The following is a 24,834-nucleotide window of genomic DNA, read 5'->3' on the forward strand; positions in this document are numbered from 1 at the left end:
CCGCGGGTGGGCGGCGGGGCTGAACCGCCCCTGGCCGCCGACGCCGAACGCCCCTGAGAGCACCGCCGTATTGCGGGCTCCGAGATGGTCGGTGATGTACGGTGCGATCGCCGTGGCCAGCAGGAAGCTGATGAGCGGCAGCGCACCGATGATGCCGATCACGTAGGGCGTGAGTTCCAGCTCCTCTCGGATCGGGGGGACGAAAAGCCCGAAGGCGAAGCGCGCGAGCCCGTAACTGATCGCAACCAGCCCTGCTCCAAAGATCGCAAACCCTGTGCTCGATAGCGTCTTCATGGTGCCTCCACCAGGCAAGCATCAACGATTCCGGCCCATGCCGTTGCCAGACACTGCCCCTGCCGCGGGATGACCACCCGCTGATGCGCGAAATCACGACTTCCCTTGATCACCATGCATCCCTCACATCCTGGTTTCATGGATCAACCGCCGCCCCCTGGAGCAGCAGGTAAAGGCGAGAGCACCAGTACCTTCCCTCCTCGGCTCTGCAACGACAGTGACGCAGAGCATGCGATACCGACAGCTGCCCTGGCACCAACGGTATCAGACTCACCCCTGCTTTGACTTCGGCATGAGCCAACGACGGATCACCCAGCCGCTGGGGGAAGGGTCAACCCCACGCCCAGCGACGAAGCGGCCTTGTGCGGATACACCGGACCAAATGGACTGCCTTGCGTAAAAAACTGGTCTGTTCAGTTTTAATTCACAGTGATTTTAGGCCGCTTCACAGTGCCACGTGAGCCTATAGTGAGATGTGCCGAATCTGCCAGTTCGCGCAGTCTCTTAAATTTCACATCACGAAAGGTAACTACAATGACAAACGTTACTTCAGCTAACATAGAAAAAGAAGAAGACTTTGGTTTCGGAACACAGATTCGAAAGTCTCCCTACTTTGACGCAACAGTTCGTTGGGGGGCAAAAGGCTTTTCAGTATACAACCACATGTATATTCCGCGTGACTTCGGGGATCCGGAACAGAATTTCTGGAATCTCGTGAATGAGGCTATCCTTTGCGATGTTGCCGGCGAGCGGCAAGTAGAAATCACGGGGCCAGATGCGGCGAAATTCATGCAGAGCCTGACACCGCGTGATTTATCGGAAATGGCTGTTGGACAGTGCAAGTATATACTCATCACCAATGCGGACGGTGGCATCCTTAACGACCCGATCCTGTTACGGCTGGGAGAAAATCACTTCTGGATTTCTCTGGCTGACAGCGACATCCTCTTGTGGGCGCAAGGTGTTGCGGTTCATGCCGGGCTGGATGTCAGCATCCGCGAGCCCGATGTTTCGCCTCTGCAATTACAGGGCCCCAACTCTGGCGAGGTGATGAAGACCCTCTTTGGCGAGAGCATCATGGATCTGCGCTACTACTGGTTGCGCGAGATCGAGCTTGATGGCATCCCGTTGATTGTCTCGCGCACCGGCTGGTCGAGCGAACTGGGTTATGAGCTTTATCTGCGTGACGGCACGCGAGGGGACGAACTCTGGGAAAAGATCATGGCTGCAGGTGCGCCCTTCGGGCTGAAGCCTGGTCATACCTCGACGATTCGCCGCATCGAGGGCGGGATGCTCTCCTATCACGCTGACGCGGACATCAACACCAACCCTTACGAGCTTGGGATGGATCGTCTGGTGAACCCGGACATGGAGGCAGAGTTTATCGGCAAGGCCGCTTTGCAGCGCATCCGTAAAAATGGCGTGAGTCGCAAGCACGTCGGGCTGCGGATTGACATGGAGCCCCTCAAGAGACCTAACACCAGGTTCTGGCCCCTCAGCAAGGATGGCGAGACCGTCGGAAAGGTGACGTCTGCGGTCTATTCCCCGCGTCTTGAGCAGAATATTGCTCTGGCCATGGTTGCCGCTGAACATGCCACGATCGGGACTGAGCTGCAAATTCCAACTGCATCCGGACCCGTGAAGGCTGTTGTCGTCGAAAAGCCTTTCTTCGACCCCAAGAAGAAAATCGCCATGTCCGCTTGACTACCAGGTCATCATGCGAGCATCCGGGGATTGAGATCGAGTGCTGGTGAGGCGCCAGTGATGACCGGGATCGGCACTCGAGGGCCTCCAGACAGGATCACGATGACCCAAATCTGGTGGTTGAATTAAAAAATATCTGCATCCGCGAGTGCCCACAGAACCTTACAACATCAACCTCCTGCCCAAGAAAGTGTTTATCTGGAAAGGCGAGAAGTTTCTTGTTGATTTAAAGGGCCAAGAAGGTGTCTCGCGGATCAATGATCCGCTCCACAGTGGCGTTGCCGTAAAAGGGGAGACATATGTATTCCATTCGTCTTTGGGCCGTGCGGCACGCAAGATTCTTCGAGGGCGTATACCGAATATTCGAACCGGTAGTCGTCAAGTTGCAGCCGCTTTGGAATTCGGTAGGCTACCAGCGCGCAGAAAAGCCGGTGAGTATGCTGGAAAAATTCAGCAAGGAATTGCTTTTCGACTGCAAGATGTGTGGTCAGTGCATCCTCAGCTCTACCGGAATGTCCTGTCCCATGAACTGCCCTAAATCCTTGCGCAACGGTCCTTGTGGTGGAGTGCGCGCCAACGGCCACTGTGAGGTCAAGCCGGAGATGCGATGTGTCTGGGTCGAAGCCTGGGATGGAAGTCAGAAGATGAAAGGCGGTGACAAGATCCATGTGGTGCAACTGCCAGTCGATCACAGTCAGAAGGGGAGTTCGTCCTGGCTGCGTGTGGCACGAAACGCGTCGAATCTAAAAGAAGACCATGACGAGGCTTCAAAGTGATTTTTAACGGCGTGGCCCTTAATTGCAATAGTGAACAACACGCCAGAAAATCCATCCTGATGGCTGAATAAACAATATCAAAGACATCAAGTTTCTGTCAGCGAACCAATAAACATCAATATACAAAGGTTTTTGCCATGAGACAAGTCACGGACTACTCCAACCAATATGTCCTCACTGTCAGCTGCAAGACTGCACCTGGAATCGTTGCCGGTATCGCATCTTATATTACAGAGCGTGGCGGCTATATCGCGGAACTGTCTCAATTCGATGACAAACTCAGCGGCCAGTTCTTCTTGCGGACCTTGTTCAACATCACCCCGGATTCCCGCTACACTTTCGAAGACATCCGTACTGGATTTAATGCCTTGGCAGACAAGCATGGCATAGAGTGGGCGATGCATGAGGTCAGCCACCCGACAAAAGTCATGATCATGGTATCCAAGTTTGACCACTGCCTGGTCGATCTTCTTTACCGTTATCACAAGGGCGAACTGAACATCGATATTACCGCGGTAGTATCCAACCACCTGGATCTCCAACCGCTAGTTGAGCGTGAAGGCTTTCGCTTTGTTCACCTGCCAGTGACAGCAGAAACCAAACTGGAAAAGGAAGCTGAGTTACTCAACATCATCAACGAGACAGGAACCGAGCTGGTGGTACTGGCGCGTTATATGCAAGTCTTGTCTGATAGCCTATGCAAGCAGCTCCACGGCCGGGCCATCAATATCCATCACTCCTTTCTTCCCGGCTTTAAAGGTGCCAAACCTTATCACCAGGCATTTGAGCGTGGCGTCAAGCTGATCGGTGCTACTGCGCACTACGTGACCGCCGATCTGGATGAAGGCCCGATTATCGAACAGTCCGTTCTACCAGTTAATCATGCCTACTACCCGGAAGAACTTGTTGCCCTTGGCCGCGATACCGAAACGAAAGCACTCGCAAGCGCTGTTAAACTGCATACAGAGAACCGTGTGTTTCTTTCAGGCAACAAAACCATTATTTTCAAATAGAAGCAGAGGGCATGATGGCTCAATTAATAGACGGAAAACAGCTGTCGGACCAGGTCTTGCAAGATGTCGCCTCTGAAGTCGAGCTACTCAAGGGCGAACATGACATAGTGCCGACGCTGGCTGTAGTGCTTGTGGGGGAGGATCCCGCTAGCCAGGTGTATGTGAGAAACAAGGTGAAGCGGGCGACAGAGGCGGGAATGGGGTCTATTGAGCACCGCCTTGATGCCGAAACTTCCCAGAACACCCTGAATGAGCTGATCGATCATCTAAACAATGACCCTGAAGTGCACGGCATCCTGGTGCAACTGCCACTTCCGTCACATCTCAATGAGGATGAGGTGATAGCTTCCATCCATCCGGCCAAGGATGTTGATGGTTTTCACCCACTGAACGTCGGGGCACTGGCTTCTGGGCGGCCATCGCTGGTGCCGTGCACGCCACAAGGCTGCATGATCATGTTGCGCCAGGTCCATCCGGACCTTGGTGGCAAGAATGTCGTGGTGGTGGGGCGCTCCAATATCGTGGGAAAGCCGATGGCTGCGCTGCTGTTACAGGCAAACTGTACTGTCACGATTGCACATTCACGAACGAAGAACATCGAATCACTGTGCCGCAATGCCGATATTGTGGTAGCGGCAGTCGGCCGGGCGAAATTCATCAACGCTGACTGGATCAAGCCTGGTGCAACGGTAATCGATGTCGGTATCAACGCCATTGATGTCGATGGCAAGAGAAAGCTCATGGGTGACGTGGATTTTGAATCGGTTGCCCGTATCGCTGGCGCAATTACGCCGGTACCCGGTGGCGTCGGTCCCATGACGATCGCCTGCCTGCTCTTGAATACGACACGTGCAGCAAGGAGTCAGTTGGCCTGACCCTTATATCTCCCCCACACGCGCCAGCAATGTCCAGCATCGCCCCGAGCGATGCGACAATAACAACAGAGGACCTCGCATGAACCACAACGACGATCCCACCATGGCCCCGGGCCATGACAACACCCAGATACTGGGGCTGGACTTCCACAATCCCGTCTTTCCCCTCTCTGCTCTGGCGATTATCGCCTTCATCCTCTATGCCCTGGTCTACCCCGACGCTGCCAACACCCAGTTGACGGCCGCCCGGGGCTGGTCCATCGAGCACTTCGACTGGCTGTTCATGATCGCCGGCAACCTCTTCGTGGCGCTATGCCTGGTGCTGATCGTGCTGCCCCTGGGTCGCATCCGCCTGGGCGGCCAGGACGCCCGACCGGAGCACTCGCTGGTCTCCTGGTTCAGCATGCTGTTCGCCGCCGGCATGGGCATCGGCCTGATGTTCTGGAGCGTGGCCGAGCCGGTAGCCTACTACACCGACTGGTACGGCACGCCGCTGAACGCCGCCGCCGGAACGCCACAAGGGGCGAGCGCCGCCATGGGCGCCACCATGTTCCACTGGGGCCTGCACCCCTGGGCGATCTATGGCGTAGTGGGCCTGTCGCTTGCCTTCTTCGCCTACAATCGCGGACTGCCGCTGACCCTGCGTTCCGCCTTCACCCCGCTGCTGGGTAACCGGGTACGCGGCTGGATCGGTCACCTGATCGACATTACCGCGGTGCTGGCGACCATCTTCGGCCTGGCCACCTCGCTGGGCTTTGGCGCCTCCCAGGCCGCCGGCGGCCTCAACTACCTGTTCGACGTGCCCAACACCATCGGTACCCAGATCGCCATCATCGTCGGTGTCACCGCGGTGGCGCTGTTCTCGGTGTGGCGGGGCATCGACGGCGGCGTGAAGCTGTTCTCCAACATCAACATGGTGATCGCCCTGCTGCTACTGCTATTCGTGGTGCTGACCGGCTCCACCCTGCTGTTCCTCAATGGGCTGTGGGGTACCACCCTGGCCTATGCCAGCCATATCGTGCCGCTCTCCAACTGGATCGGCCGCGATGACACCAACTGGTACCACGGCTGGACGGTGTTCTACTGGGCCTGGTGGATCTCCTGGTCGCCCTTCGTCGGCATGTTCATCGCCCGGGTCTCGCGCGGTCGCACCGTACGCGAGTTCCTGACCGCCGTGCTGCTGGTACCGACCCTGGTCACCATCGTCTGGATGAGCGCCTTCGGCGGCAACGCCCTGGCCCAGTCCGCGGCCGGGGTCGGCGAACTCGCCAATGGCATCGGCGACGTCTCCCTGGCGATGTTCCAGATGCTCGAGCAGCTACCGCTGACCACCCTGACCTCCACCATGGCCATCGTCCTGGTGCTGATCTTCTTCATTACCTCCTCGGATTCCGGCTCCCTGGTGATCGACAGCATCACCGCCGGCGGCAAGGTCGATGCGCCACGCACCCAGCGGGTGTTCTGGGCCACCCTGGAGGGGGTGATCGCCGGCGTGCTGCTCTACGGCGGCGGCGACAAGGCCCTCGGGGCCCTGCAGGCCGGCGCGGTGGCCACCGGCCTGCCCTTCACCCTGGTCCTGGTGGTGATGTGCGTGGGCCTTGTAAAGAGCCTGCGCCAGGAACATCGCGCCCTGGTGCTTGCGGGCGCGGTCTGACACACGGCTTTTCCTCAATCTACGACGCCCCCATCCGGGGGCGTCTGCCGTGCCCCCTCCAACGCTATTCAGGCGATGAATGCAGCGATCAACGGGACGAAATGGACCATGAATCCAACGTCAAACACTGGACCGCCAAGCGCAGCGTCCGCTGAACTCACCTCACCTCTCTTCGCCTTGTCCTGATCGCCCCGCCAGCACCTGCCCGAGCTCCTGCCGATAGACCGCCGCGTGGCGTGCCGGGTCGGCGGGAAAGCGGCCGAGCGCCACGGCCAGGTCGAAGAAGCCCTGCCGGGGAAGGTCGCCGCGGCGGCTGACCACCAGGGCGGCGATCATCGGCCGGCCGGCGGCGACGTCCTCGCGCATCAGCGCCTCCAGCCCCAGGGCGACGCGCTGGATGGTTCGCGGCGGCACAAGGCCCAGCGCCTCGGCGGACTGCTGGTAGGTGATCGGCAGCCGCTCGGCGGGCAACTGCTCGAGCAGCTCGCGCAATTGCGGGGCCAGGTCGGTGTCCTCGTTCACGATGATCCTCTCCCGGATGGAGTGACGCCGCCGGGAATCACAGCGGCAGATGCAGGATGGCGCCGCGCAGGCCGCGCTCGTCGACCCACAGCTTGCCCAGGGTGATGGGCAGTCGGAAGCGGCGCTTGCCGGCCGCGCCCGGATTGAACAGCAGCCGGCCCTCCTGCCATGCGTTGCGCGGCTTGTGGGAGTGACCGTGGAGCACGGCGTCGCAGGGCGTGGCCGGATCGAACTCGGCCAGGATATGCACCAGGTGCAGGCGCCAGCCGTTGACGACGAGATCACGCCCCATCGGCAGCGCCTCGGCCCAGGGGGCGGTGTCGACGTTGCCGCGCACCGCCGCTAACGGGGCCAGGTCGCCCAGCCGTTCGAGGATGGCGGCATCCTCGTCGCGGCTGCCCACATCGCCCAGGTGCAGGATCAGGCCGCACCCCTCCAGCAGCCTCAGCGCCTCGGGGCGCAGCAGCCCGTGAGTGTCGCTGATGACACCGACCGGCTGCTCTATCGTGATGGCCTGCATGGCAACGGTCCTCAGGTCAGCACTTCGGCAACCGGATGATAGCCGTTGGCAGCGATTACCTCATCAAAAAAGCCGACAGAGCGCAGTGTCTGTCGGCTTTTTGGTGCCTTGGCGAAAGTTTGGCGGATTAGAGACGGGTCCTGCTTGCATCGATCAGCGGGGTGATCCGCCTGACGCTGGCGCGTCGATTAACCTGGCTGGGTCCCTGCGTATCCACTTTCAAATAGCGCTCACCATAGCCCTGTACGATCAGGTTTTCTGGCGGGATGGCGAAGTATTCAGTCAGCGCCAAGGCGACGGCTTCTGCTCGTCGATCGGACAACGCAAGGTTCATCAAGTCCGGTCCAACGGCATCGGAATGACCTTCGACCAGGAAAATTTCATCAGGATTGTCCTCGATGACCTCGGCCATGATGTTGCCCATCAGACCCAACGCTTCAGCCTCGGAGGACTGGATGGCCGAGGAGCCGGTCGCAAACTGGATAACGTTGAGATCGATACGCGGCATCATGGCTCGAACTCGAGCATTTTCGCGTACCTGGCGGAGCGTGAAGACTCGATCGAACTCCTGTACCGGTGGTGCCAGCAGTGCCTCGCGAAGGATATCTTCATCTGCACGGCGGTAATCGACTACGTAGCGATCTTCCGGTAGGTCGTAGCGTACGGGAGGCAGGGATTCCTCAAGATCAACTGAAGACATCCATTTGTCGGCCTTGCTGGTTTCGTCGATCAACACGATAGCGGTGCCATCGGGGAGGTAGCGAGTGCGCTTGAGCACGAATCCACCTGAATCACGAACAGTCACGACTCGGCTGCCATCATCGCGTGAGATGGTGGAGCGGGTGATGCCATTGTCAAAGGATTCGGTCGTCTCCGTTACCCCAGGACGACGCAGCAGGAGATTCTCGTCCTTGCGTACATGCAACTCGCCGTCGCGCTCAACGATCATACGGTCGCCTTGATTCTCGACGACACGTCCTCCGAGTTGCGGAACCAAGGCACCGACGACGGCGCCCGCTGCGGCTGCCCCCAGGTATTTCCATATCTGGTTGTCGTCATCCTCTTTTTCTGACGCCGCAGAGACTTTGACTTCCTCGCCGCTGGTGCGCGTGGTGTCTGCGGTTACCACCGTTTCGGAGGTCATGCTGACCTCTTGGGCATCGAGGTCGGCGACAGCGGCCAGAGCCTCTGCCTCTGCTTCGGCAAGGGCCTCAGCGTCAGCCTTGTCGCTGGCCTCCTTCTCGGCCAGAGCCTCTGCCACGGCCTTGTCGATGGCTTCTTGCTGGGCGATGGTATTGGCTTCGGCCTGCTTGATGGCTTCTTGCTCGGCGAGGGCGTCTGCCTCGGCCTTTTCTTTCGCGTCCTGCTCAGCCAGAGCATCTGCTTCTGCCTGAGCGATAGCCTCCTGCTCGGCGAGGGCCTCTTCTTCGGCTTGCTCGATAGCTTCCTGTTCAGCGAGAGCAGCATCTGCTTCGGCCTGGGCTTCCGCGTCTGCTTCGGCCTTATCAGCGGCTTCCTGCTCGGCTTGGGCGTCCGCCTCGACCTGAGCGATGGCTTCCTGTTCGGCGAGAGCGTCAGCCTCGGCTTGTTCAATGGCTTCCTGCTCAGCGAGAGCGTCTGCTTCAGCCTGGGCGCTAGCCTCCTGTTCTGCCTGGACGTCAGCTTCAGCCTGAGCGATGGCTTCCTGCTCGGCCTGGGCGTCAGCTTCGGCCTGGGCGATGGCTTCCTGTTCGGCCTGGGCGTCTGACTCGGCTTTAGCGATGGCTTCCTGCTCGGCCTGGGCGTCTGCCTCGGCTTGCTCGGTGGCTTCCTGTTCGGCGAGAGCCTCTGCTTCGGCCTGCTCGGTTGCTTCCTGTTCGGCGAGAGCGTCAGCCTCGGCTTGTTCAATGGTTTCCTGCTCAGCGAGAGCGTCTGCTTCAGCCTGGGCGCTAGCCTCCTGCTCTGCCTGGGCGTCAGCTTCAGCCTGAGCGATGGCTTCCTGCTCGGCCTGTGCGTCTGCTTCGGCTTGAGCGGTGGCTTCCTGCTCGGCCAGGAGCTCCTCCTCTGTTTTATCAACAGGTTCAGCAAGTTGTGCGAGTGTGATGATTTCCGTATTGGTGGCCGACGACTGGGTCATCTGGGCAAAGCCAGGGCTCATCAATGACAATGAGGCCAGGATCACGGCGGGCTTCCTGAAAAGACGCATGCGTTGTTTCATATCGTTTCTCCTGAATTCAGAACTGCCCGGGCATGATGCCGATTGTCTGAAATCAACAGGGTCCAGCTCAGTTGTCTTCACGATGTTGGTGACTGAAGCATTCCCGGCTGGGTAGTGAGTGGACTAGATGTGACGGGAATGGTTCTGGCCTTCTCCACGTCGCTGGTACGCATGCCCAGCATGGTGGGGAAGCGTTCGTCGATGCTATCGACACCGGCGGTCTCGAGGCACTGCCCGATGATCAACAGCCCGGCATGGCTGGTGAGGGGGCGGCGACTGCCACTAAATCGAACGAGAAGACCGCCATTCCGGATCTGCTGGCCACCCTGGCGCTGGAAAATTGTTCACGATAGCGGCGTGATAACATGGCGTAATCCCACTCATGTTCACCTGACAGCGGATGTTCCCATGGAAGAGATCGGTCTGAGATGGCTGCTTGGCCAGGGCGTCAGCCTGGTGGCCCTGGCGCTGTGCCTCGTGGCATTCGCCAGCAAGCGCGACGACAGGCTCTTCGTGCTGCTGCTGTTCGCCAACGTCGCCTTCGCCGCGCAGTTCGCGCTGTTCGAGAGCTGGGTGGCGGCGGGCATCTCGGCGCTGATCGTGCTGCGCATCGCCCTGGTGCGCCGCTTCCCGCGCCACCGACTGCTCATGCTGGCGATGCTGGCCGCCACCCTGGCGGTGGCGGCGCTGACCTGGAGCGGCCCGCGGGACATCCCCGCCCTGGCGGCGGGGCTGCTGGGCACCTGGGGCATGTTCATGCTGAGCGGGATCGCCATGCGCGCCGCCCTGGCGGTGGCCGCGCTGTGCTGGGTGATCAGCAACCTGCTGGCCGGCTCGATCGGCGGCACCATCGCCGAGAGCCTGATCTTCCTGACCAACGTGGTCACCATGCTGCGCCTGCGCCGCGATGCCCGCCTGCGCTACATCCACGGCTGAGGCGCGGCTCACTTCATCTCGAAGCCGCGCTTGACCAGGAAGTCGCGCATGTGGGGGCGCAGCTTGGTGTCGAACAGCGGGGTCAGGTTCTGCGACCAGGTGGTGTCCTTGGGGCCGCCCTTCCGCGACTGGTAGTAGGCGCACATGGCATCGTCATAGGCGTCCACCAGCTCGCGGTCGTCGCTGTAGGTGTCCTCCTTGAGGATCGCCTCCACCGGCAGGCGTGGCTTGACGTCCGGGTCGTGGGCCGGGTAGCCGAGGCACATGCCGAACACCGGGAAGACGTGGTCCGGGATACCCACCAGGTCGCTTATCTCCTGGGGGTTGTTGCGGATACCGCCGATGTAGCAGATGCCCAGCCCTTCCGATTCCGCGGCGATGGCCACGTTCTGGGCCATCAGCGCGGTGTCCACGCTGGCCACCAGCAGCTGTTCGGTCATGCCGCGCACCACCCGGGCGCCGGTGCGCTCGGCCGCCTCGGTGGGGCGCTTCATGTCGGCGCAGAACAGCAGGAAGGCGCCACAGCTGGCCACGTAGGTCTGGCCGCCGGCCAGCTCGGCGATCGCCTCGCGGTTGGTGGGGTTCGTCACGTGGATGACGCTGTAGGCCTGCACATGGCTGGAGGTGGCCGCGGCCTGGCCGGCCTCGATCAGCGTCTCCAGCAGCTCGCGGGAGACCGGCTGGTCGGTGAACTTGCGGATGGAGCGGTGTGACTTGAGCAGTTCGATGGTGGGATTCATGGGACCTCGTTGCATGGTGTCGGTCAGCGTCGCCAAGGCGCGCGGCGAACATCAGATAACGCCACATTCTCCATCACTCGACGACGCTTTGCACCGGCCGGCGGCCATAGCGTCAGCAGTGAGATGGCGGGAGCAATGGGGGCATAGCAACACCATACCTGAGGAGTCTGGCGCTGCACTGGGTCATTGAGACCGCCGACTGTTGCCCGACACAAGATGGTTTATAGTTATTACGCGTTTGCTTTGGCGTGTCGGGGGGCTGCGGCACGATGGTCATCGAGACGGCAAGCGCAAGGGCAAGCAGTGGGGCCGGGTACGGGTCTGCTTGAATCCGAAGGATACTTGCGGCGTCGAGGCAAGTACGACCGAGGCTGCTCCGGTTGCGGTTGTCGCCTGATTGATGAGGTGCCATGGCTGCAAAGCTTCTTCTCTGGTCTATCCGAGTGCTGACACTGCTGATGCTGGCGGTAAGCTTGCTGCCGATGATCCCCAGCGGTCAGTGGTGGATACAGCTATGGGAATTCCCGCGGCTACAGTTGAGTTTGGCGGTGATCGTGCCCCTGGTGCTGCTGGCAGTTCACGCATGGTGGAATCGGCCACGCACTGAGCACGCCGTGTGGGTGGCCGTGATCCTCGCGACGGGGGCATGGCAGCTGTCGCATATCCTACCGTTCACGCCTGTCTGGCCGACCGAGGTCCCCACCGCCGAGACTCAACCCGGCGGGGATCGGACGGCCCTGAAAGTCTTGACGGCGAATGTCACCTACACCAACGACCAGTACGACAAGTTAGTGGCAATGGTCCAGCGTGAGGATCCCGACCTTCTGCTGTTGATCGAGGTCGATCGCGCCTGGGCCGAAGGGATGGCGCCGCTGGATGAGCATTATGCACATCGGGTCGGGGAGGTTCGTGACGAGGGGCTGGGAATCATGCTCTGGTCGCGGTTTCCTTTGCTGGAGCAGGACATCAAGCATCTGATCTCTGATCGTCGGCCATCGATCTTCGTGACCCTGGATGTGCCGGATATCGGGCCGGTACGCTACATCGGCACCCACCCCGTCCCGCCAGGGCTGCGGGACCAGATCAGCCACAACGACCAGACGAGCGAGCGTCGGGACAGCCGGGTCCGCGATGCTGAGCTGATGCTCGTTGCCCGCCATGTTCAAGAGGACTCGGACAATCGCTGGATCGTCACCGGCGACTTCAATGACGTCGCATGGTCCGACACCACCCGGCTGTTCGCTGACCTGAGCGACCTGAAGGACCCTCGCCGTGGCCGACGGCTGCTGAGCTCCTTCCCCGCAGAGCGGCCATTTTTGCGATATCCGATCGACCACCTGTTCGTCTCAGATGGTTTCCACCTGATCAGCCTCGACCGCGTGAGGGTCCCCGGCTCCGACCATTTCGCCGTCACCACGACACTGGCCGTCGCGAACAAGGACCGCGCAAAGCCGGAGGCCTCTGTGGGGGAGGAGCAGAAGGCCCAGGAGATGGTCGAGGAAGGTGCCGAAGATGCCGCCGAGCACGATGTTAGCTCGTCGCAGGCTGATTAAAGAAGGCCAGAATCAAAGGGGACGACTCCCTGATTGCGAGCGAAAATAGTGTCGACCGAAAACACCGGGTCAGAGAACAAGTGCCGCTACGTACGGTCAACGCCGACGGTACACACGTCAGGAACCGCTTGGGACGAACCGTTGGATACTCGCACGCCGCCGTTCTTCGCCCCCTTGTTGCCCCCAAGGGCGGTACGGACCATCCTCGTTCGCTATCGAACAGAGTGTCTCCATGCATCGCTTCCTTCGCACCAACCTGAGCTGTACCTTGGACGTCTTCGAATCGCAATGACAGGATGATCGCTCCCATGTCGACGAGACCCCCCACGCTTCCCGACCCTCGCGTCTGGCGGTTCGCCCTTGTGCTGATCATGGCGCTGCTGCTGACGGGGTGCGGCGTCAACAACATCCCCACCTATGACGAGCAGGTGAAATCGGCCTGGGCGCAGGTGGAGAACCAGTACCAGCGGCGCGCGGACCTGGTGCCCAACCTGGTCGAGACGGTCAAGGGGTTTGCCCGCCAGGAGCAGGAGACCCTGACCGCCGTGGTGGAGGCGCGGGCTAAGGCCACCTCCATCCAGATCGACGCCGAGTCGCTGAACGACCCGGAGAAGCTGCGCCAGTTCGAGCAGGCCCAGCAGCAGCTCACCGGGGCGCTGAGCCGCCTGATGGCGGTCTCCGAGCGCTATCCCGAGCTGAAGTCGAACCAGAACTTCCTGGCCCTGCAGTCGCAGCTGGAGGGCACCGAGAACCGCATCGCCGTGGCGCGGCGCGACTTCATCACCGCGGTCGAGCGCTACAACACCGAGATCCGCACCTTTCCCGGCCGCCTCTGGCACAGCATCCTCTACAGCGACATGCCTCTGCGCGAGACCTTCGAGGCCACGACCGAGAACGCGGACCAGGCCCCCCAGGTGGAGTTTGAATGAGCCATCTTCTACGCATTCCGCTATTGGCGTTGCTGCTGACGGCGGCCGTCGGCCTCCAGGCCCAGGACCTTCAAGCCCAGCAGCTCGACTTTCCCGAACTGAGCGGTCGTGTGGTGGACCGGGCTGAGCTGCTGGACCCGGCCACCGAATCACGGCTGAGCGAGCGACTCGCGGCCCACGAGGAGGCCACCACCGAGCAGCTGGTGGTGGCCACCCTGCCGGACCTGCAGGGCGTCACCATCGAGGAGTATGGCTATCAGCTGGGGCGCCACTGGGGCATCGGCCAGGCCGAGGAGGACAACGGCGCCCTGCTGATCGTCGCGCCCAATGAGCGCAAGGTGCGCATCGAGGTCGGCTATGGCCTCGAGGGTCGACTGACCGACGCCCAGTCCTCGGTGATTATCAACCAGACCCTGACGCCGGCCTTCCGCGAGGGCGACTATGCCCGCGGCATCACCGAGGGGGTGGAGGCGATGATCCGGGTGCTGGGCGGCGAGCCCCTGGACACCAGCGCCACCGCCAGCACCCCGACCGGGGAGCAGGGGCCTGAGGGACCGGCCTCGATCCTCTTCTTCGTGATGTTCGTCATCGTCATGACCCTGGTACGCGGCGGTCGCGGCGGCCTGCTGGCCGGCATGTTGCTGGGCGGTGCCGTCGGCGGCAGGTCCCGCGGTGGCTTCGGCGGCGGCGGAGGTGGTTTCGGCGGTGGCGGCGGCGGCTTCGGTGGCGGCGGCGCGTCCGGCGGCTGGTAACCCGGCATGACCTCCGGTGGCGACACCGACATGACAATCAGGATTCGGAGATCACGAGCCCCATGGCCTTATTGAGTGAGAACGAGCAACGCCAGGTAGCCGAGGCGATTCATCGGGTCGAACGCGATACCGATGCCGAGCTGGTCACCGTGCTGGCGCCACGCGCGGACAACTACGCCTATATCCCGCTGCTCTGGGCCGGCCTGCTGGCCCTGGTGGTGCCCGGTGCGATCAACTACTTTCCCGGCTGGTTGACGGCCTGGGAGCTGACGCTGGTGCAATGGGCGACCTTCATCGTGCTGGGCCTGGTGTTTCGCATCCCCACCATCATCACCCGGCTGATCCCGCGATCGGTTCGCCACTGGCGGGCGGCCAACCTCGCCCGGCGACAGTTCCTGGAACAGGAGCTGCACCACACCGAGGGAGGGACGGGGATGCTGATCTTCGTCTCCGAGGCCGAGCGCTATGTGGAGATCCTGGTCGACCGGGGCATCTCGGCGCGGATCAGCGACGAGACCTGGCAATCCATCGTGGCGGCCTTCACCCAACGGGTGAAGGAAGGCGAGACCCTGCAGGGATTCCTGGAGTGCATCGCCGCCTGCGGCGAGCATCTCAAGGAGCAGGTGCCGGCCACCCACGAGCGCAACGAGTTGCCCAATCACCTGATCGTGCTGGACTGACCGACGCGAGGAACCGGCATGACACAAGACCGCATGACATCGGGACAGCGAGGCGCGGGACTGGCCTTCAAGGTGGCGCTGGCCGGGGGCATCCTGGCCCTGCTGGCGGCGCTCTCCATGGCCGGGGCCGGGCCGGCCTATCGCGCCGGGCTGCTCGCGTTGGGGGATGCCTTCAGCATGCTGCGCTACGGCGCCTTCATCGCCCTCGGCGCCGCCGGGCTTGGCCTGGTGGCGCTGGTCATCGCCGCCTTCACCCGCCGCGTCCTGCCGGCGCTGCTCGGCGGCCTGGTGATCCTGGCCGGCCTGGTGCTGGTCGCGGTGCCCTGGATGCAGCTGCAGCAGGCCCGGACGGTGCCGCCCATCCACGACATCACCACCGACACGCAGGACCCGCCCGCCTTCGCGGCGCTGGTCGAGGCCCGGGAGGCCGCCCCCAATGCCGTGGACTACCCCGGCGAGGCGACCGCCCGCCAGCAGCGCGAGGCCTATCCGGACATCCGCCCGCTGGTGCTCGACGCGCCCCTCGACGAGGTCCGCGCCGCCGCCGAGGCCGCGGCGCGAGACGCCGGCTGGGAGATCGCCGCGGCGAGCGACGCCCGGCTGGAGGCCACCGCCACCACCACCTGGTTCGGCTTCAAGGACGACGTGGTGATCCGCCTGACCGAGACGCCGGACGGCGTGCGGATCGACATGCGCTCCGCCTCGCGGCTCGGCGCCAGCGACGTGGGTACCAACGCGGCGCGCATCCGGGCCTTCCTCGAGGAGCTCGCCCAGCGGCTGGAGTAGGGTGGCGGGGCGGAAGCGACCTCCGGGTCGGCAATCACCCCGCTGGGCCCTTCGAGCGTCACATCCGCCATGGTTAGGTCGCCTCAGTCCGTCATGGAGCCAGCATAGTGAATCCCGAAGACCTCGAGAAACTGGTCACCCTGCGCATGCCCTTCGGCAAGCACGCGGGCTGCCTGATCGCCGACCTGCCCGGCCCCTACCTCAACTGGTTCGCCCGCGAGGGCTTTCCCGAGGGCCAGATCGGCCGACTGCTGAACCTGATGCACGAGATCGACCACAACGGCCTGAGCGAGCTGCTCGACCCGCTGCGCCGCGATGGGAGGCAACGGTGAAGCGGCCTGTCGGCCTGGCCCTGGAGCGCCTGCACATCGCCTGGGACCTGCTGATCCTGGTCCTGGTGGTGGCCAACCTGACGCTGCTGCTGTTCGACTCCCTCTTCCTGCTGTCGCCGCTCAACGCGGCCTTCGAGAGCGTGGCCCCAGGCTGGCATGCCGCCTACGACCGGCACATCCACGCCAACTTCATCGCCATCGACCTGGCCTTCGTCAGCCTCTTCCTGCTCGATGTGCTGCTGGGCTGGGCGGTGGCCATCGCCGAGCGGCGCTACCATCGCTGGTTCTTCTATCCGTTCGTGCACTGGTATGACGTGCTGGGCTGCATCCCCCTGGGCGGCTTTCGCCTGCTGCGGGTGCTGCGCGTCATCTCGCTGCTGCATCGCCTGCAGCGGGTGGGCATGATCGATATCCGCCGCTGGCGCCTCTATGGCGTCTATGCCAAGTACTACGACATCCTTCTGGAGGAGCTCTCCGACCGCATCGCCATCCGCCTGCTCGACAACGTGCAGCAGCAGGTCCGCGCCAGCGACTCGCTCTCCCGGCGCGTGGTCGGGGACGTGATACAGCCGCGCAAGCACCAGCTGATCGCCGAGGTGTCGCGCCGCCTGGAGGAGATGGCCGACACGGCCTATGTCGCGAACCGCGACGAGCTGATGCGCTATATCGGCGCGCTGGTCGGCCGCACCCTGGCCGAGAGCCCGGAGATTCGGCGCCTGAAGCGCCTGCCCATGGGCGGCCAGGTGGCCAGGGGGCTGGACGAGACGCTCCGCGATCTGGCCTGCCGGCTGCTGGACGAGGCCGTGAGGGGGATGCGCTCGCCGGAGTTCGGTCACCTGGTCGAGCACATGACGGAGAGCGGCTTCGATGCCTGGCTGCAGGTCGACAAGCACACCGACCGGGTGACCGAGCAGGTGCTAATCGACATGCTCGAGATGCTCAAGGAGCAGGTCGCCGTCCAGCAGTGGCGGGAACGCTATGAATAATGATGTCCCCTCCCCCTGCGTGAAGCTCTGCCGCCTCACGCCGGAAGGCACGCAGTGCGAGGGGTGTGGGCGCACCCTTGACGAGATCGGCCGCTGGGCGCGCATGGGCGAGGCCGAGCGGGAGGCTGTCTGGCAGCGGCTGGAGCGCGAAGGCAAGGCCGAGCCGACTCAGGCCTGATCGGGAGTGGGGCGTGCCCCGCGAGCGAGGGGCACCGGGAGGGAGGAATCACCGGGGCGGGAAAAATGGCACAATCGCGCCCTTTGCCGCCTGCCAAGGAGAGGACATGCCGGCCTCGACGCCCCACGCCCGCCGGGCCACCCACCGCTACTTCCTGGTCATGCTGGCCGTCGGCATGGGCAGCGGCCTGCTGGGGCCGGCGCTGCCCCACCTGGCGGCGATGACCGGCTCGACCATGGGCCAGATCTCGGTGCTGTTCACCGCCCGGGCGCTGGGCAACATGCTCGGCTCGCTGCTTTCGGGGCGACTGGTTGACCGCTTCCCGGGCCACCGGGTAGTGGCCGCCATGCTGCTGATGGCGCTGGTGGGGCTGCTGGCCCTGGCGCTGTTCGTCCTGCGGGCCAGGGTGGCGCGCACCTCGGGCGGTAGTTCGGCATCGACTCCCGAAGGCGCCTAGCCGCCCTCCAGGCGCCGGGCCATCAGCACCCAGTCGCCGCCATGTGCACAGCCTGGCCAGGGAACCACCGGCAGGGAGGCCACCTCGCGGAAGCCCAGCCGACGATAGAACGTCCGGGCGGTGGCGTTCTCCGAGGCCACGATCAGGCTCATCTCGTCGCAGCCGGCGGCGATCGCCGAGGCCTCGGCCTGGGCCATCAGCAGTCGGCCGATACCCTTGCGGCGTGCCGCCGGCAGGGTGGCGATGGCGTTGATGTACCAGCTGCCCGGGACCCGGGCCTCGAGGTGCGTTAGCGGCTCGACCACCGCGGGGCCATCGTCCGGCTCCTCGGGTGCGCCGGCATCCGGCAGCCGATAGGCGAGGATCATCCCTACCAACCGCCCCCGGTCGATGCACACCCTGGCATAGCGGTAGCTGAAGCCGCCCTCCTGCCGCGCGGCGCGCTGCATGCCGACCGCCAGCGGGGATTCGCCACCCTCGGCCATCAGCCCCCAGAGGTACTCGGGCAGCCCCTCCCCCGCCAGGTTGATCAGGTAGGCCAAGTCCCGGGCATCGGCCCGCACTGCATCGCGTAGTCGCATGGTCACCTCCCGAACGGGTCAAGGTGAACGGCAGGCCTTGAAGGGCCTGTTCCCAGCATAGTGCCAACCCCCTGCCCCTGCCGGCGGTGAGTGTCCGGTGGTCAGTGGTTCTTGACGCGCTGGATCCGCCAGGCCAGCAGCCCGATGATCCCCACCCCCAGTGGCCCCAGCACGGCGGCGGCAACGCTCGGCTCGATCGCCACGCCCAGAGCATCGAGGCTCTGCAGCCCCAGCTTGAACAGGCTGAAGAGGTAGTAGCTGATGACGATGATCGACAGCCCCTCGACGGCCTTCTGGATCTTCAGCTGACTGCTGGTGCGCTCGTTGAGGCTCTGCAGGATCTCGGAGTTCTGCGCCTCGATCTCCACCTGCGCACGGGTCCGCAGCAGGTCGTTGAGCCGCGCCACGCTCCCCGCCAGGCTCTCCTGGCGCTGGTTGATCGCGGCGCAGTAGTGCACCGTCGGCCGGAAGCGGCGCAGGATGAAGGTTCCCAGCCGGGGGCGGTCACCGAGGCGCTCCTCGCGCAGCTCCTCGATGCGGTTGAAGACGATCCGCGCATAGGCCTCGGTGGCGCTGAAGCGCTGGCGCGAGCGGGCCCCGGAGCGCTCGAGCCGCGCCGAGAGCGCGGAGATGGCCGCCAGCAGGGGCCGGGAGCTCTCCTCCTCATCCTCGGTATTGCGCTCCGAGAGCTCGCCGAGCTCGAGCTCGTGGTCGCGCAGCGCGAGGCTCATCTCCTTGGCCACCGGCAGGGCCAGCGAGGCCATCATGCGGTAGGTCTCGATCTCCAGCAGCCGCCGGGTCATGCGCCCCAGGCGAAAGGCGTTGAGGCCGCGGTTGACCAGCAGCAGGCGGTTGACACCGGCCGCCGTGAGCCGGAAGTCGCTCCATACGGTGGCGTCGCCATCGCCCACGCTGGAGCCGGCGGGGTCACGAAAGCCGTAGGCCTCGGCGTCGCCGTCCCAGGCGGCCTCGGCCTCCACCAGGATCAGGGTGGCGTTGATCAGCGCCCGGCTGTGTTCGGCGGCGACCTCCGCCAGCAGCGGCGGGGGCGAGGGCCAGGGCTCGCCTCGGGCGGGCCTGGGCACCAGCAGGGTCAGGGTGAAGAACTCGGTGTGGCGCTCCCACTTCAGGGTCTGGTCGCCGAGGTCGAGGATCTCCTGGGCCGCCTCGATGTCGGGTGTCCTGCCGGCCACCTCGGCGATCCGGCCGAGGATGTCCGCGGCGATACCGTCATCGTCGAGGAAGGCGTAGTGGTGGAGATGCGCCGGCTCCTCGAAGTAGATCGAGGGCCGGGCGTGGAGCTCGTTGTGCAGTCGGGCGCGCTGTGGGTGCATGTCGGGGCCAGGACAGGGGAAAGTCTCCCGAGACTAGAGGCTGGCCTCGCCCGGGCCAAGTGCTGCGCGTCAACGTGCCGCCCCGGCGGCCAGGCTCACAGCCACTTCCGGCGCCGGAAAAGCCACAGCAGGCCGAGGCCGATGGCAAGCATCACTCCCAGCACCACGAAGTAGCCCCAGCGATGGGCGAGCTCCGGCATGTGCGCGAAGTTCATGCCGTAGACGCCGGCGATGAAGGTGAGCGGCACGAAGATGGCGGTGATCACCGTGAGGATACGCATGGTGATGTTGAGCTGATGAGAGGAGAGCGAGATATAGCCGTCGATCAGGTCACCGCAGATGTCGTAGTACATCTGGGTCAGGCTGTGCAGGCGCTCGAAGCGCTCGTGGACGTCGTTGATGGCATGCAGGGTGTCCTCGTTGTCGCGGGGCAGGTGCTCATAGTCGTAGGCGGTGAGCTCCTGGGTGATGCCGACGTGATAGCGGAACACCCGGCGCATCTTCACCAGCCGCGAGCGGTAGGCGATGACCCGGCGCATCAGGGCATCGCTGCCGTCCTCCATCAGTTCGTCCTCCAGGTCGCTGAGAGCATTCTCGAACTCCAGCAGGCTGTCCAGGTAGTAGCCGGCGGAGACGTACATGACCTTGAGCGCCACGTGCTCGGGGGAGCGGCGCAGCAGCGTCTCGCCCTCGTGGGCCAGCAGGCGGTCGACGCTCAGCGCCAGGCCGGGGTGCAGGCTGATCAAAAAGCGCTCGCCGAGGAAGAAGGCGATCTGCTGGGGCGCGAAGTTGAGCTCGGCATCGAAGGAGGAGATGCCGCGATAGAGGACCAGGGTATGGGTCTCGAACTCCTCGATCTTCGGCGGGTGGCGCTCGCGATGGGCGTCATCGATGGCCAGGGGATGGCAGTCGAAGGCCTCGAGCAGTTCCCGCTCGCGCGTCTGTCCCTCACCCTGCAGGTCGATCCAGATACGGCCTCCGGCCTCGTCGCGCCAGCGCGCGATCAGCTCCTCCCCGCCCCTCGTCACCCGGCCGTCGGCCTCCAGCAGCAGCGTACGCATCATCGAATCGTCATCCTTTGGCGAGACAAAGCGAGAACCTTACGTCACCGCCTCCGTCCTTGCCCAGCAGCGACGAGATCATGCCGCCCTTACGGCAGAGCCCTGGCGGGCTTCAGCCCGACACGGCCGGCGGGGTCGGCTCGGGATCCTCGACCCGGGCATCCTCTGTCTCGATCGGCACCGGCCCCTGGAGATGGCGGAACATGAAGTCGAGCCCGCGCGGCAGGCTGGCGCGCCATACCCGCCAGGTGTGGCCACCGGGCAGCACGTCCATGTGCACCTGGCCGAGCTGGTGCGGTTCCAGTGCCCGCTCGAGCAGACGGGCGTAATGCACGGCGTTCAGCCGGTCGCGCCCCCCGGCCGTCAGGTAGAGCGGCACGACGAGCTCCTGGGAGAGGTAGCCGTCAAGGTGGGCGGTATAGTTGGTCCGCTCCCAGAGGGCGGTGTCGAACTCGCCATCCCTGACGAAGGCGGGATGGCGCCAGGCGGAGGAGTTATCCGGGGGCAGCGGATGGTAGCTGGCCGGACTGAAGGCGGCGGCAGCACCGAAGAGGCCGGGGTAGGAGAGGGCGAAGTTCACCGCGCCAAAGCCGCCCGCCGACAGGCCGGCCACGCCGCGCCACTCGCGCTTGGGCACCACGTGCCAGTTCTCCTCGATATGGGGCACCAGTTCCTGGAGAAAGGCCGAGCGCGCCGGCTCGTTATGGCCATCGATCCACCAGCTCTGACTGCCGGGCATGACGATGACGGCCGGCGGGATGACCCCGAGCCGGATCAGTCGATCGGCCGTGCGGCGCAGGCGCCCCTTCTGTGCCCAGTCACTCTCGCTGCCGAAGGAGCCGTGCAGCAGGTAGACCACCGGATAGGCCTGGTTGCTGACCGCGTAGCCCGCGGGCAGATAGAGGGTGTAGGGGTAGTCGCGCCCGAGTTGCTCGGAGTAGAAGCGCTGCTCGCTGACCTGGCCGGCGGCCGAGGCCGTGGTGGCCGACAGCAGGCCCAGCAGCAACAGGGTCGTCACTCCGATCGTGCGGATCATGCGCGGTCCTCCATGTACGCAGAAGCGAAAGGGAATTTGCTCATGCAGGGAATTCGATTCGCTACCCGCGGTCTGACCTCAGGTCGACGCGACGCGTTCCATCACGATCCAGCAGGCCACGGCAAGCCCATGAAACGCATCGAGGAAATCTACTGGCTACGCTGCTACGGCTGCCTGGCGGTCTTCGTCTTTCACCTGATCGACCGCATCGAGCGCAACTACCTCGAGCATGTCGCCCTCGACCTGGCGCAGATCCCCACCGTGCTGGGTACGCCGATCTTCATCTTCATCTCGATCTTCCTGTTCTCGGCCCGCTACGGCACCGAGGTACCACACAACTTCCTGGCCAATCGCTTCAAGTACGTGATGGTGCCCTACTTTGCCTACGGCCTGGTCTACTCGGTGGCGGAGTACCTGCGGCTGCTGGCCAGCGAGGAGCGCGTGAGTTTCGGATACCACATGACCGAGTATCTGGTGTTTGCCGGCTGGCACGGCTACTTCCTGATCATCGCCATGCAGTTCTACGTGCTGTTCTGGCTCTACAACCGCTTCGACCTCCAGCGCTGGCTGCCCTCAGGCCCCTGGCTGGTCGTCGGCTCCATCATCAGCATCGGCTGGTGGGGGGTCTTCCGCTGGTTCGACCTGGAGCCCCCCGGCTACCTGCACTGGATCGCGCCACTGGGCTGGATCTACCTCTTCTTCCTGGCCCTGCTGATCGTCAAGCACTACCCGAATCTCCAGCCGCAAGCCTGGTTCCGATGCTTCTCGCACCCGTTCTGGCTGGTTGCCCTGCTGGCCGGCATCATCACCTTCACGCTGCGCGGCGAGCTGGAGTACTCCTCCAAGGAGACCTGGGTGGTGCCGCTGTTCATCTTCTCGCTGCTGTGGGCCATGCGCTGGCTGGTGGGCCTCAAGGCCACGCCGCTGGTGAAAAAGGTCAACGAGTACTCCTTCGGCATCTACCTGGCCCATCCGCTGTTCTTCTCGGTGGTGGACTTCGTGGGCTGGCAGGTCCCCATCCCGCTGTGGCTCTACGCAATCGCCCTCGCCGTGGTCGGCATGAGCGGCTCGATCCTGCTCAATCGGCTGGCCAATCGCGCCGACTGGAGCGGCCTGCTGCTGGGCAAGCGGCTGCGGGTGGCCTGAGTCGCCAGGCTCAGGGACACTGCAGGCCTACCGCTGGATAGCGACGCTGGATTACAGTGCCTGCATGTCCGCGGTTCGCGAAACGGGGAGGAGATATCGATGGAAGAGCAGATCTCGCTGGTGATCGTGCCCGTGGATGGGTCACCCTCGGCGCAGGCAGCGGTGCGCCACGCCAGCCTGCTGGCAAGGCTGCTCGAGACACCACTGCAGCTGCTGCACGTGATGCCGCTCAACCCGGCGGAGCTCAGCGATATCCCCGCCAACCGCCAGGCGGAGGCCGACCACGACAGGGCGCGCCGCCAGGAGCTAGCCACCGAGGCCCTGGCCCTGGCGCACCAGGCGCTGGACCCGGGCCTGGCGCAGCCGCCCACCGAGGTGCTGCTCGAGGATACCAACTTCATCCGCCACCCCGACCGCGCCATCCTCGAGCATGCGGCCCGGCATGCCGGATGCCTGCTGGTACTGGGGGCCCGCCAGCTGAGTGATGTCGGCAAGTTCATGCAGGGCAGCATCAGTACCGAGGTGGTCCATCGGGCCCGCTGCCCGGTGACCATCGTGCATGCCCGGGCCGGCCTGTCCGATGCGGCGCGCCTGGGACAGGTGCTGGTGCCGGTGGATGGCTCCGCCCACTGCCTGAAGGCGACCGCCCTGGCAGGCGAGCTGGCCCGCCGTGCCGAGGTGCCGGTGGAGCTGGTCTTCTGCCGGCCGGACGGGGGCGCCGATAGCACGGAAGGCAGTCCGTCCGACGCAGCCTTTCGACGGGCCAGGGAGGCCTTGGGCGAGGTACCGCACGGCATCGAGGAGGTGATGAGCGAGGGGAAACGCGTCCCCGATGCCATCGTCGCCCGAGCCCGACATCACGCCGAGGCGATGCCGATGATCGTCATGGGCCGCCGTGGCCTCGGCAAGTGGCAATCATCCCTGCTGGGCAGCGTCAGTCACCGGGTCATCGACCTGGCGCCCTGCCCGGTCACCGTGGTGGCCTGAGCCCCGGGGAGCGGTCTCTCCTCAGGCCTCGGCCTCGTGGGCAGCCTTGAGGCGATAGAACTCGGCGACCACCTCGTTCATGGCCTCGGCGTCGTAGTCGCAGAGCCCGCTGACCACCAGCTTCTTGGAGCCGGTACCGATCGCCTGGCCGCCCGCCAGGATGCGGAACTCGAGCAGTGCATCGCCGCGCTTGCCGGTCACCTCCAGCGAGGAATCGACGAACTCCAGACCCGGCGCGGGCGCATCCAGGTGGTCCAGGCAGAACCCCATGCTGTCGTAGATCACCAGCGGGCGGCGCGGGTTGAACATCACCCCCTGCTCCTCCATCAGCGGCTTAAGGTAATGGGGGAAGTTCTTGCCCGAGAAGGCCACGTAGCTGCGGGTGAAGGCCTCGACCACCGAGGCGTCGCGGGTCGTCTCGCCGCTGCGCTCGACTTCCAGATAGCACTTGCCACTCTCGTCGCAGACGCGGATCCGGCCATCGTCCTGCTCGCTGAAGCACAGCGGCGTGCCGTCCCCGACCATGCTCAGGAAGCGGAAGGTCATACGCTGGGAGAGGCCAAAACGCGCCAGCACCAGGGCAAAGAGCAGGTCACCGGGCACACAGAAGCGGCGTGCATCCGGGTTGTGGATGGGGTTGTAGTCGCCGGCAATGCGCTTGGCGAACTGGCTGGCCTGGCGTGCGGAAATGCGGATACGCCCATCCGTAAGCGTATGGAAATCATCGAGAAACATGCACTGTATGCCTGCGTCGTTGGCGGTCTGGACCCTGCCGGCGGTTGCCGGAAAGGCAGATGATGCCACA

The 24,834-nt window shown here is 64.0% G+C and carries 26 protein-coding genes and 1 pseudogene; 17 read left to right on the plus strand and 10 right to left on the minus strand.

The window, feature by feature from the left end; all coding sequences use genetic code 11:
• A pseudogene (locus M8009_RS16180) lies at positions 1–294 on the minus strand (MFS transporter); the annotation flags it as partial.
• Positions 295–828: 534 nt separating this feature from the next.
• Here M8009_RS16180 and M8009_RS16185 point away from each other — a divergent pair.
• From M8009_RS16185 to M8009_RS16205, 5 genes are all read left to right on the plus strand, one after another.
• A complete protein-coding gene (locus M8009_RS16185; protein WP_250063106.1) occupies positions 829–1,998 on the plus strand; it encodes a glycine cleavage T C-terminal barrel domain-containing protein in 1,170 nt (389 codons plus the stop codon).
• Positions 1,999–2,297: 299 nt separating this feature from the next.
• Positions 2,298–2,774 (plus strand): methylenetetrahydrofolate reductase C-terminal domain-containing protein, encoded by a 477-nt coding sequence (locus tag M8009_RS16190; protein ID WP_250063108.1) that lies wholly within the window; start codon positions 2,298–2,300, stop codon positions 2,772–2,774.
• A 137-nt stretch (positions 2,775–2,911) separates the two neighbouring features.
• On the plus strand, positions 2,912–3,787 hold the full coding sequence (gene purU, locus M8009_RS16195) for a formyltetrahydrofolate deformylase (RefSeq protein WP_250063110.1): 876 nt from the start codon (positions 2,912–2,914) through the stop codon (positions 3,785–3,787).
• A 14-nt stretch (positions 3,788–3,801) separates the two neighbouring features.
• Positions 3,802–4,662 carry a bifunctional methylenetetrahydrofolate dehydrogenase/methenyltetrahydrofolate cyclohydrolase FolD gene (gene folD, locus M8009_RS16200; RefSeq protein ID WP_250063375.1) on the plus strand — a complete coding sequence of 287 codons (861 nt, stop codon included), beginning with the start codon at positions 3,802–3,804 and terminating at the stop codon, positions 4,660–4,662.
• A 79-nt stretch (positions 4,663–4,741) separates the two neighbouring features.
• On the plus strand, positions 4,742–6,316 hold the full coding sequence (locus M8009_RS16205) for a BCCT family transporter (RefSeq protein WP_250063112.1): 1,575 nt from the start codon (positions 4,742–4,744) through the stop codon (positions 6,314–6,316).
• A 162-nt stretch (positions 6,317–6,478) separates the two neighbouring features.
• On the opposite strand, the gene M8009_RS16210 is transcribed toward M8009_RS16205, so the two are convergent.
• The 3 genes from M8009_RS16210 to M8009_RS16220 all read right to left on the minus strand — a co-directional run bounded on the left by M8009_RS16210 (position 6,479) and on the right by M8009_RS16220 (position 9,555).
• A complete protein-coding gene (locus M8009_RS16210; protein WP_250063114.1) occupies positions 6,479–6,838 on the minus strand; it encodes a hypothetical protein in 360 nt (119 codons plus the stop codon).
• Between the two features lie 37 nt (positions 6,839–6,875).
• Positions 6,876–7,358: a metallophosphoesterase family protein gene (locus M8009_RS16215; protein WP_250063116.1), complete on the minus strand. Its 483-nt coding sequence runs from the start codon at positions 7,356–7,358 to the stop codon at positions 6,876–6,878.
• Between the two features lie 127 nt (positions 7,359–7,485).
• On the minus strand, positions 7,486–9,555 hold the full coding sequence (locus M8009_RS16220) for an OmpA family protein (RefSeq protein WP_250063118.1): 2,070 nt from the start codon (positions 9,553–9,555) through the stop codon (positions 7,486–7,488).
• A 408-nt stretch (positions 9,556–9,963) separates the two neighbouring features.
• On the opposite strand from M8009_RS16220, the gene M8009_RS16225 reads away from it, so the two are divergent.
• Entirely contained in the window at positions 9,964–10,491 is a 528-nt protein-coding gene (locus M8009_RS16225) for a YgjV family protein (protein WP_250063120.1), read from the plus strand.
• Positions 10,492–10,499: 8 nt separating this feature from the next.
• Here the strand turns inward: M8009_RS16225 and nfsA are convergent, their stop codons facing one another.
• On the minus strand, positions 10,500–11,231 hold the full coding sequence (nfsA, locus tag M8009_RS16230) for an oxygen-insensitive NADPH nitroreductase (protein ID WP_250063121.1): 732 nt from the start codon (positions 11,229–11,231) through the stop codon (positions 10,500–10,502).
• 410 nt (positions 11,232–11,641) lie between these two features.
• Between nfsA and M8009_RS16235 the strand changes: the two genes are divergently transcribed.
• The 9 genes from M8009_RS16235 (at position 11,642) to M8009_RS16275 (ending at position 17,884) form a co-directional block, all read left to right on the plus strand.
• Positions 11,642–12,784, plus strand: coding sequence for an endonuclease/exonuclease/phosphatase family protein (locus tag M8009_RS16235; protein ID WP_250063123.1), 1,143 nt, complete (start codon positions 11,642–11,644; stop codon positions 12,782–12,784).
• Between the two features lie 308 nt (positions 12,785–13,092).
• The gene (locus tag M8009_RS16240) at positions 13,093–13,713 is read left to right on the plus strand and encodes a LemA family protein (protein WP_250063125.1); all 621 of its coding nucleotides are present in this window, start codon (positions 13,093–13,095) and stop codon (positions 13,711–13,713) included.
• Complete coding sequence (locus tag M8009_RS16245) at positions 13,710–14,465, plus strand: TPM domain-containing protein (protein ID WP_250063127.1); 756 nt, start codon at positions 13,710–13,712, stop codon at positions 14,463–14,465. Before M8009_RS16240 ends, M8009_RS16245 begins: the two co-directional genes overlap by 4 nt.
• Before the next feature lie 62 nt (positions 14,466–14,527).
• Positions 14,528–15,145 carry a TPM domain-containing protein gene (locus M8009_RS16250; protein ID WP_250063129.1) on the plus strand — a complete coding sequence of 206 codons (618 nt, stop codon included), beginning with the start codon at positions 14,528–14,530 and terminating at the stop codon, positions 15,143–15,145.
• 18 nt (positions 15,146–15,163) lie between these two features.
• Positions 15,164–15,931, plus strand: coding sequence for a DUF1499 domain-containing protein (locus M8009_RS16255; RefSeq protein ID WP_250063131.1), 768 nt, complete (start codon positions 15,164–15,166; stop codon positions 15,929–15,931).
• A gap of 107 nt (positions 15,932–16,038) precedes the next feature.
• A complete protein-coding gene (locus M8009_RS16260) occupies positions 16,039–16,263 on the plus strand; it encodes a DUF3820 family protein (RefSeq protein WP_250063133.1) in 225 nt (74 codons plus the stop codon).
• Positions 16,260–17,249: an ion transporter gene (locus M8009_RS16265; protein WP_250063135.1), complete on the plus strand. Its 990-nt coding sequence runs from the start codon at positions 16,260–16,262 to the stop codon at positions 17,247–17,249. Before M8009_RS16260 ends, M8009_RS16265 begins: the two co-directional genes overlap by 4 nt.
• Positions 17,242–17,427 carry a DUF1289 domain-containing protein gene (locus M8009_RS16270; RefSeq protein WP_250063137.1) on the plus strand — a complete coding sequence of 62 codons (186 nt, stop codon included), beginning with the start codon at positions 17,242–17,244 and terminating at the stop codon, positions 17,425–17,427. Before M8009_RS16265 ends, M8009_RS16270 begins: the two co-directional genes overlap by 8 nt.
• Positions 17,428–17,533: 106 nt before the next feature.
• Complete coding sequence (locus tag M8009_RS16275; RefSeq protein WP_250063139.1) at positions 17,534–17,884, plus strand: MFS transporter; 351 nt, start codon at positions 17,534–17,536, stop codon at positions 17,882–17,884.
• Here the strand turns inward: M8009_RS16275 and M8009_RS16280 are convergent.
• From M8009_RS16280 to M8009_RS16295, 4 genes are all read right to left on the minus strand, one after another.
• Positions 17,881–18,465: a GNAT family N-acetyltransferase gene (locus tag M8009_RS16280; RefSeq protein WP_250063141.1), complete on the minus strand. Its 585-nt coding sequence runs from the start codon at positions 18,463–18,465 to the stop codon at positions 17,881–17,883. The genes M8009_RS16275 and M8009_RS16280 overlap by 4 nt on opposite strands.
• Positions 18,466–18,566: 101 nt before the next feature.
• On the minus strand, positions 18,567–19,799 hold the full coding sequence (locus M8009_RS16285; RefSeq protein ID WP_250063143.1) for a DUF3422 domain-containing protein: 1,233 nt from the start codon (positions 19,797–19,799) through the stop codon (positions 18,567–18,569).
• Positions 19,800–19,894: 95 nt separating this feature from the next.
• Positions 19,895–20,863, minus strand: a complete 969-nt coding sequence (locus tag M8009_RS16290; protein WP_250063145.1) for a magnesium transporter CorA family protein — start codon at positions 20,861–20,863, stop codon at positions 19,895–19,897.
• A gap of 109 nt (positions 20,864–20,972) precedes the next feature.
• Positions 20,973–21,896 carry an alpha/beta hydrolase gene (locus tag M8009_RS16295; RefSeq protein WP_250063147.1) on the minus strand — a complete coding sequence of 308 codons (924 nt, stop codon included), beginning with the start codon at positions 21,894–21,896 and terminating at the stop codon, positions 20,973–20,975.
• A 129-nt stretch (positions 21,897–22,025) separates the two neighbouring features.
• Here M8009_RS16295 and M8009_RS16300 point away from each other — a divergent pair, with 129 nt between their 5' ends.
• On the plus strand, positions 22,026–23,042 hold the full coding sequence (locus tag M8009_RS16300) for an acyltransferase family protein (protein WP_250063149.1): 1,017 nt from the start codon (positions 22,026–22,028) through the stop codon (positions 23,040–23,042).
• Between the two features lie 99 nt (positions 23,043–23,141).
• Entirely contained in the window at positions 23,142–24,029 is an 888-nt protein-coding gene (locus M8009_RS16305) for a universal stress protein (protein WP_250063151.1), read from the plus strand.
• 21 nt (positions 24,030–24,050) lie between these two features.
• Here M8009_RS16305 and M8009_RS16310 read toward each other — a convergent pair whose 3' ends face one another.
• Positions 24,051–24,764 (minus strand): DUF3581 domain-containing protein, encoded by a 714-nt coding sequence (locus M8009_RS16310; RefSeq protein ID WP_250063153.1) that lies wholly within the window; start codon positions 24,762–24,764, stop codon positions 24,051–24,053.
• Between the last annotated feature and the right edge of the window lie 70 nt (positions 24,765–24,834).

Source organism: Halomonas gemina, from assembly GCF_023554995.1.
Lineage (GTDB): Bacteria > Pseudomonadota > Gammaproteobacteria > Pseudomonadales > Halomonadaceae > Halomonas > Halomonas gemina.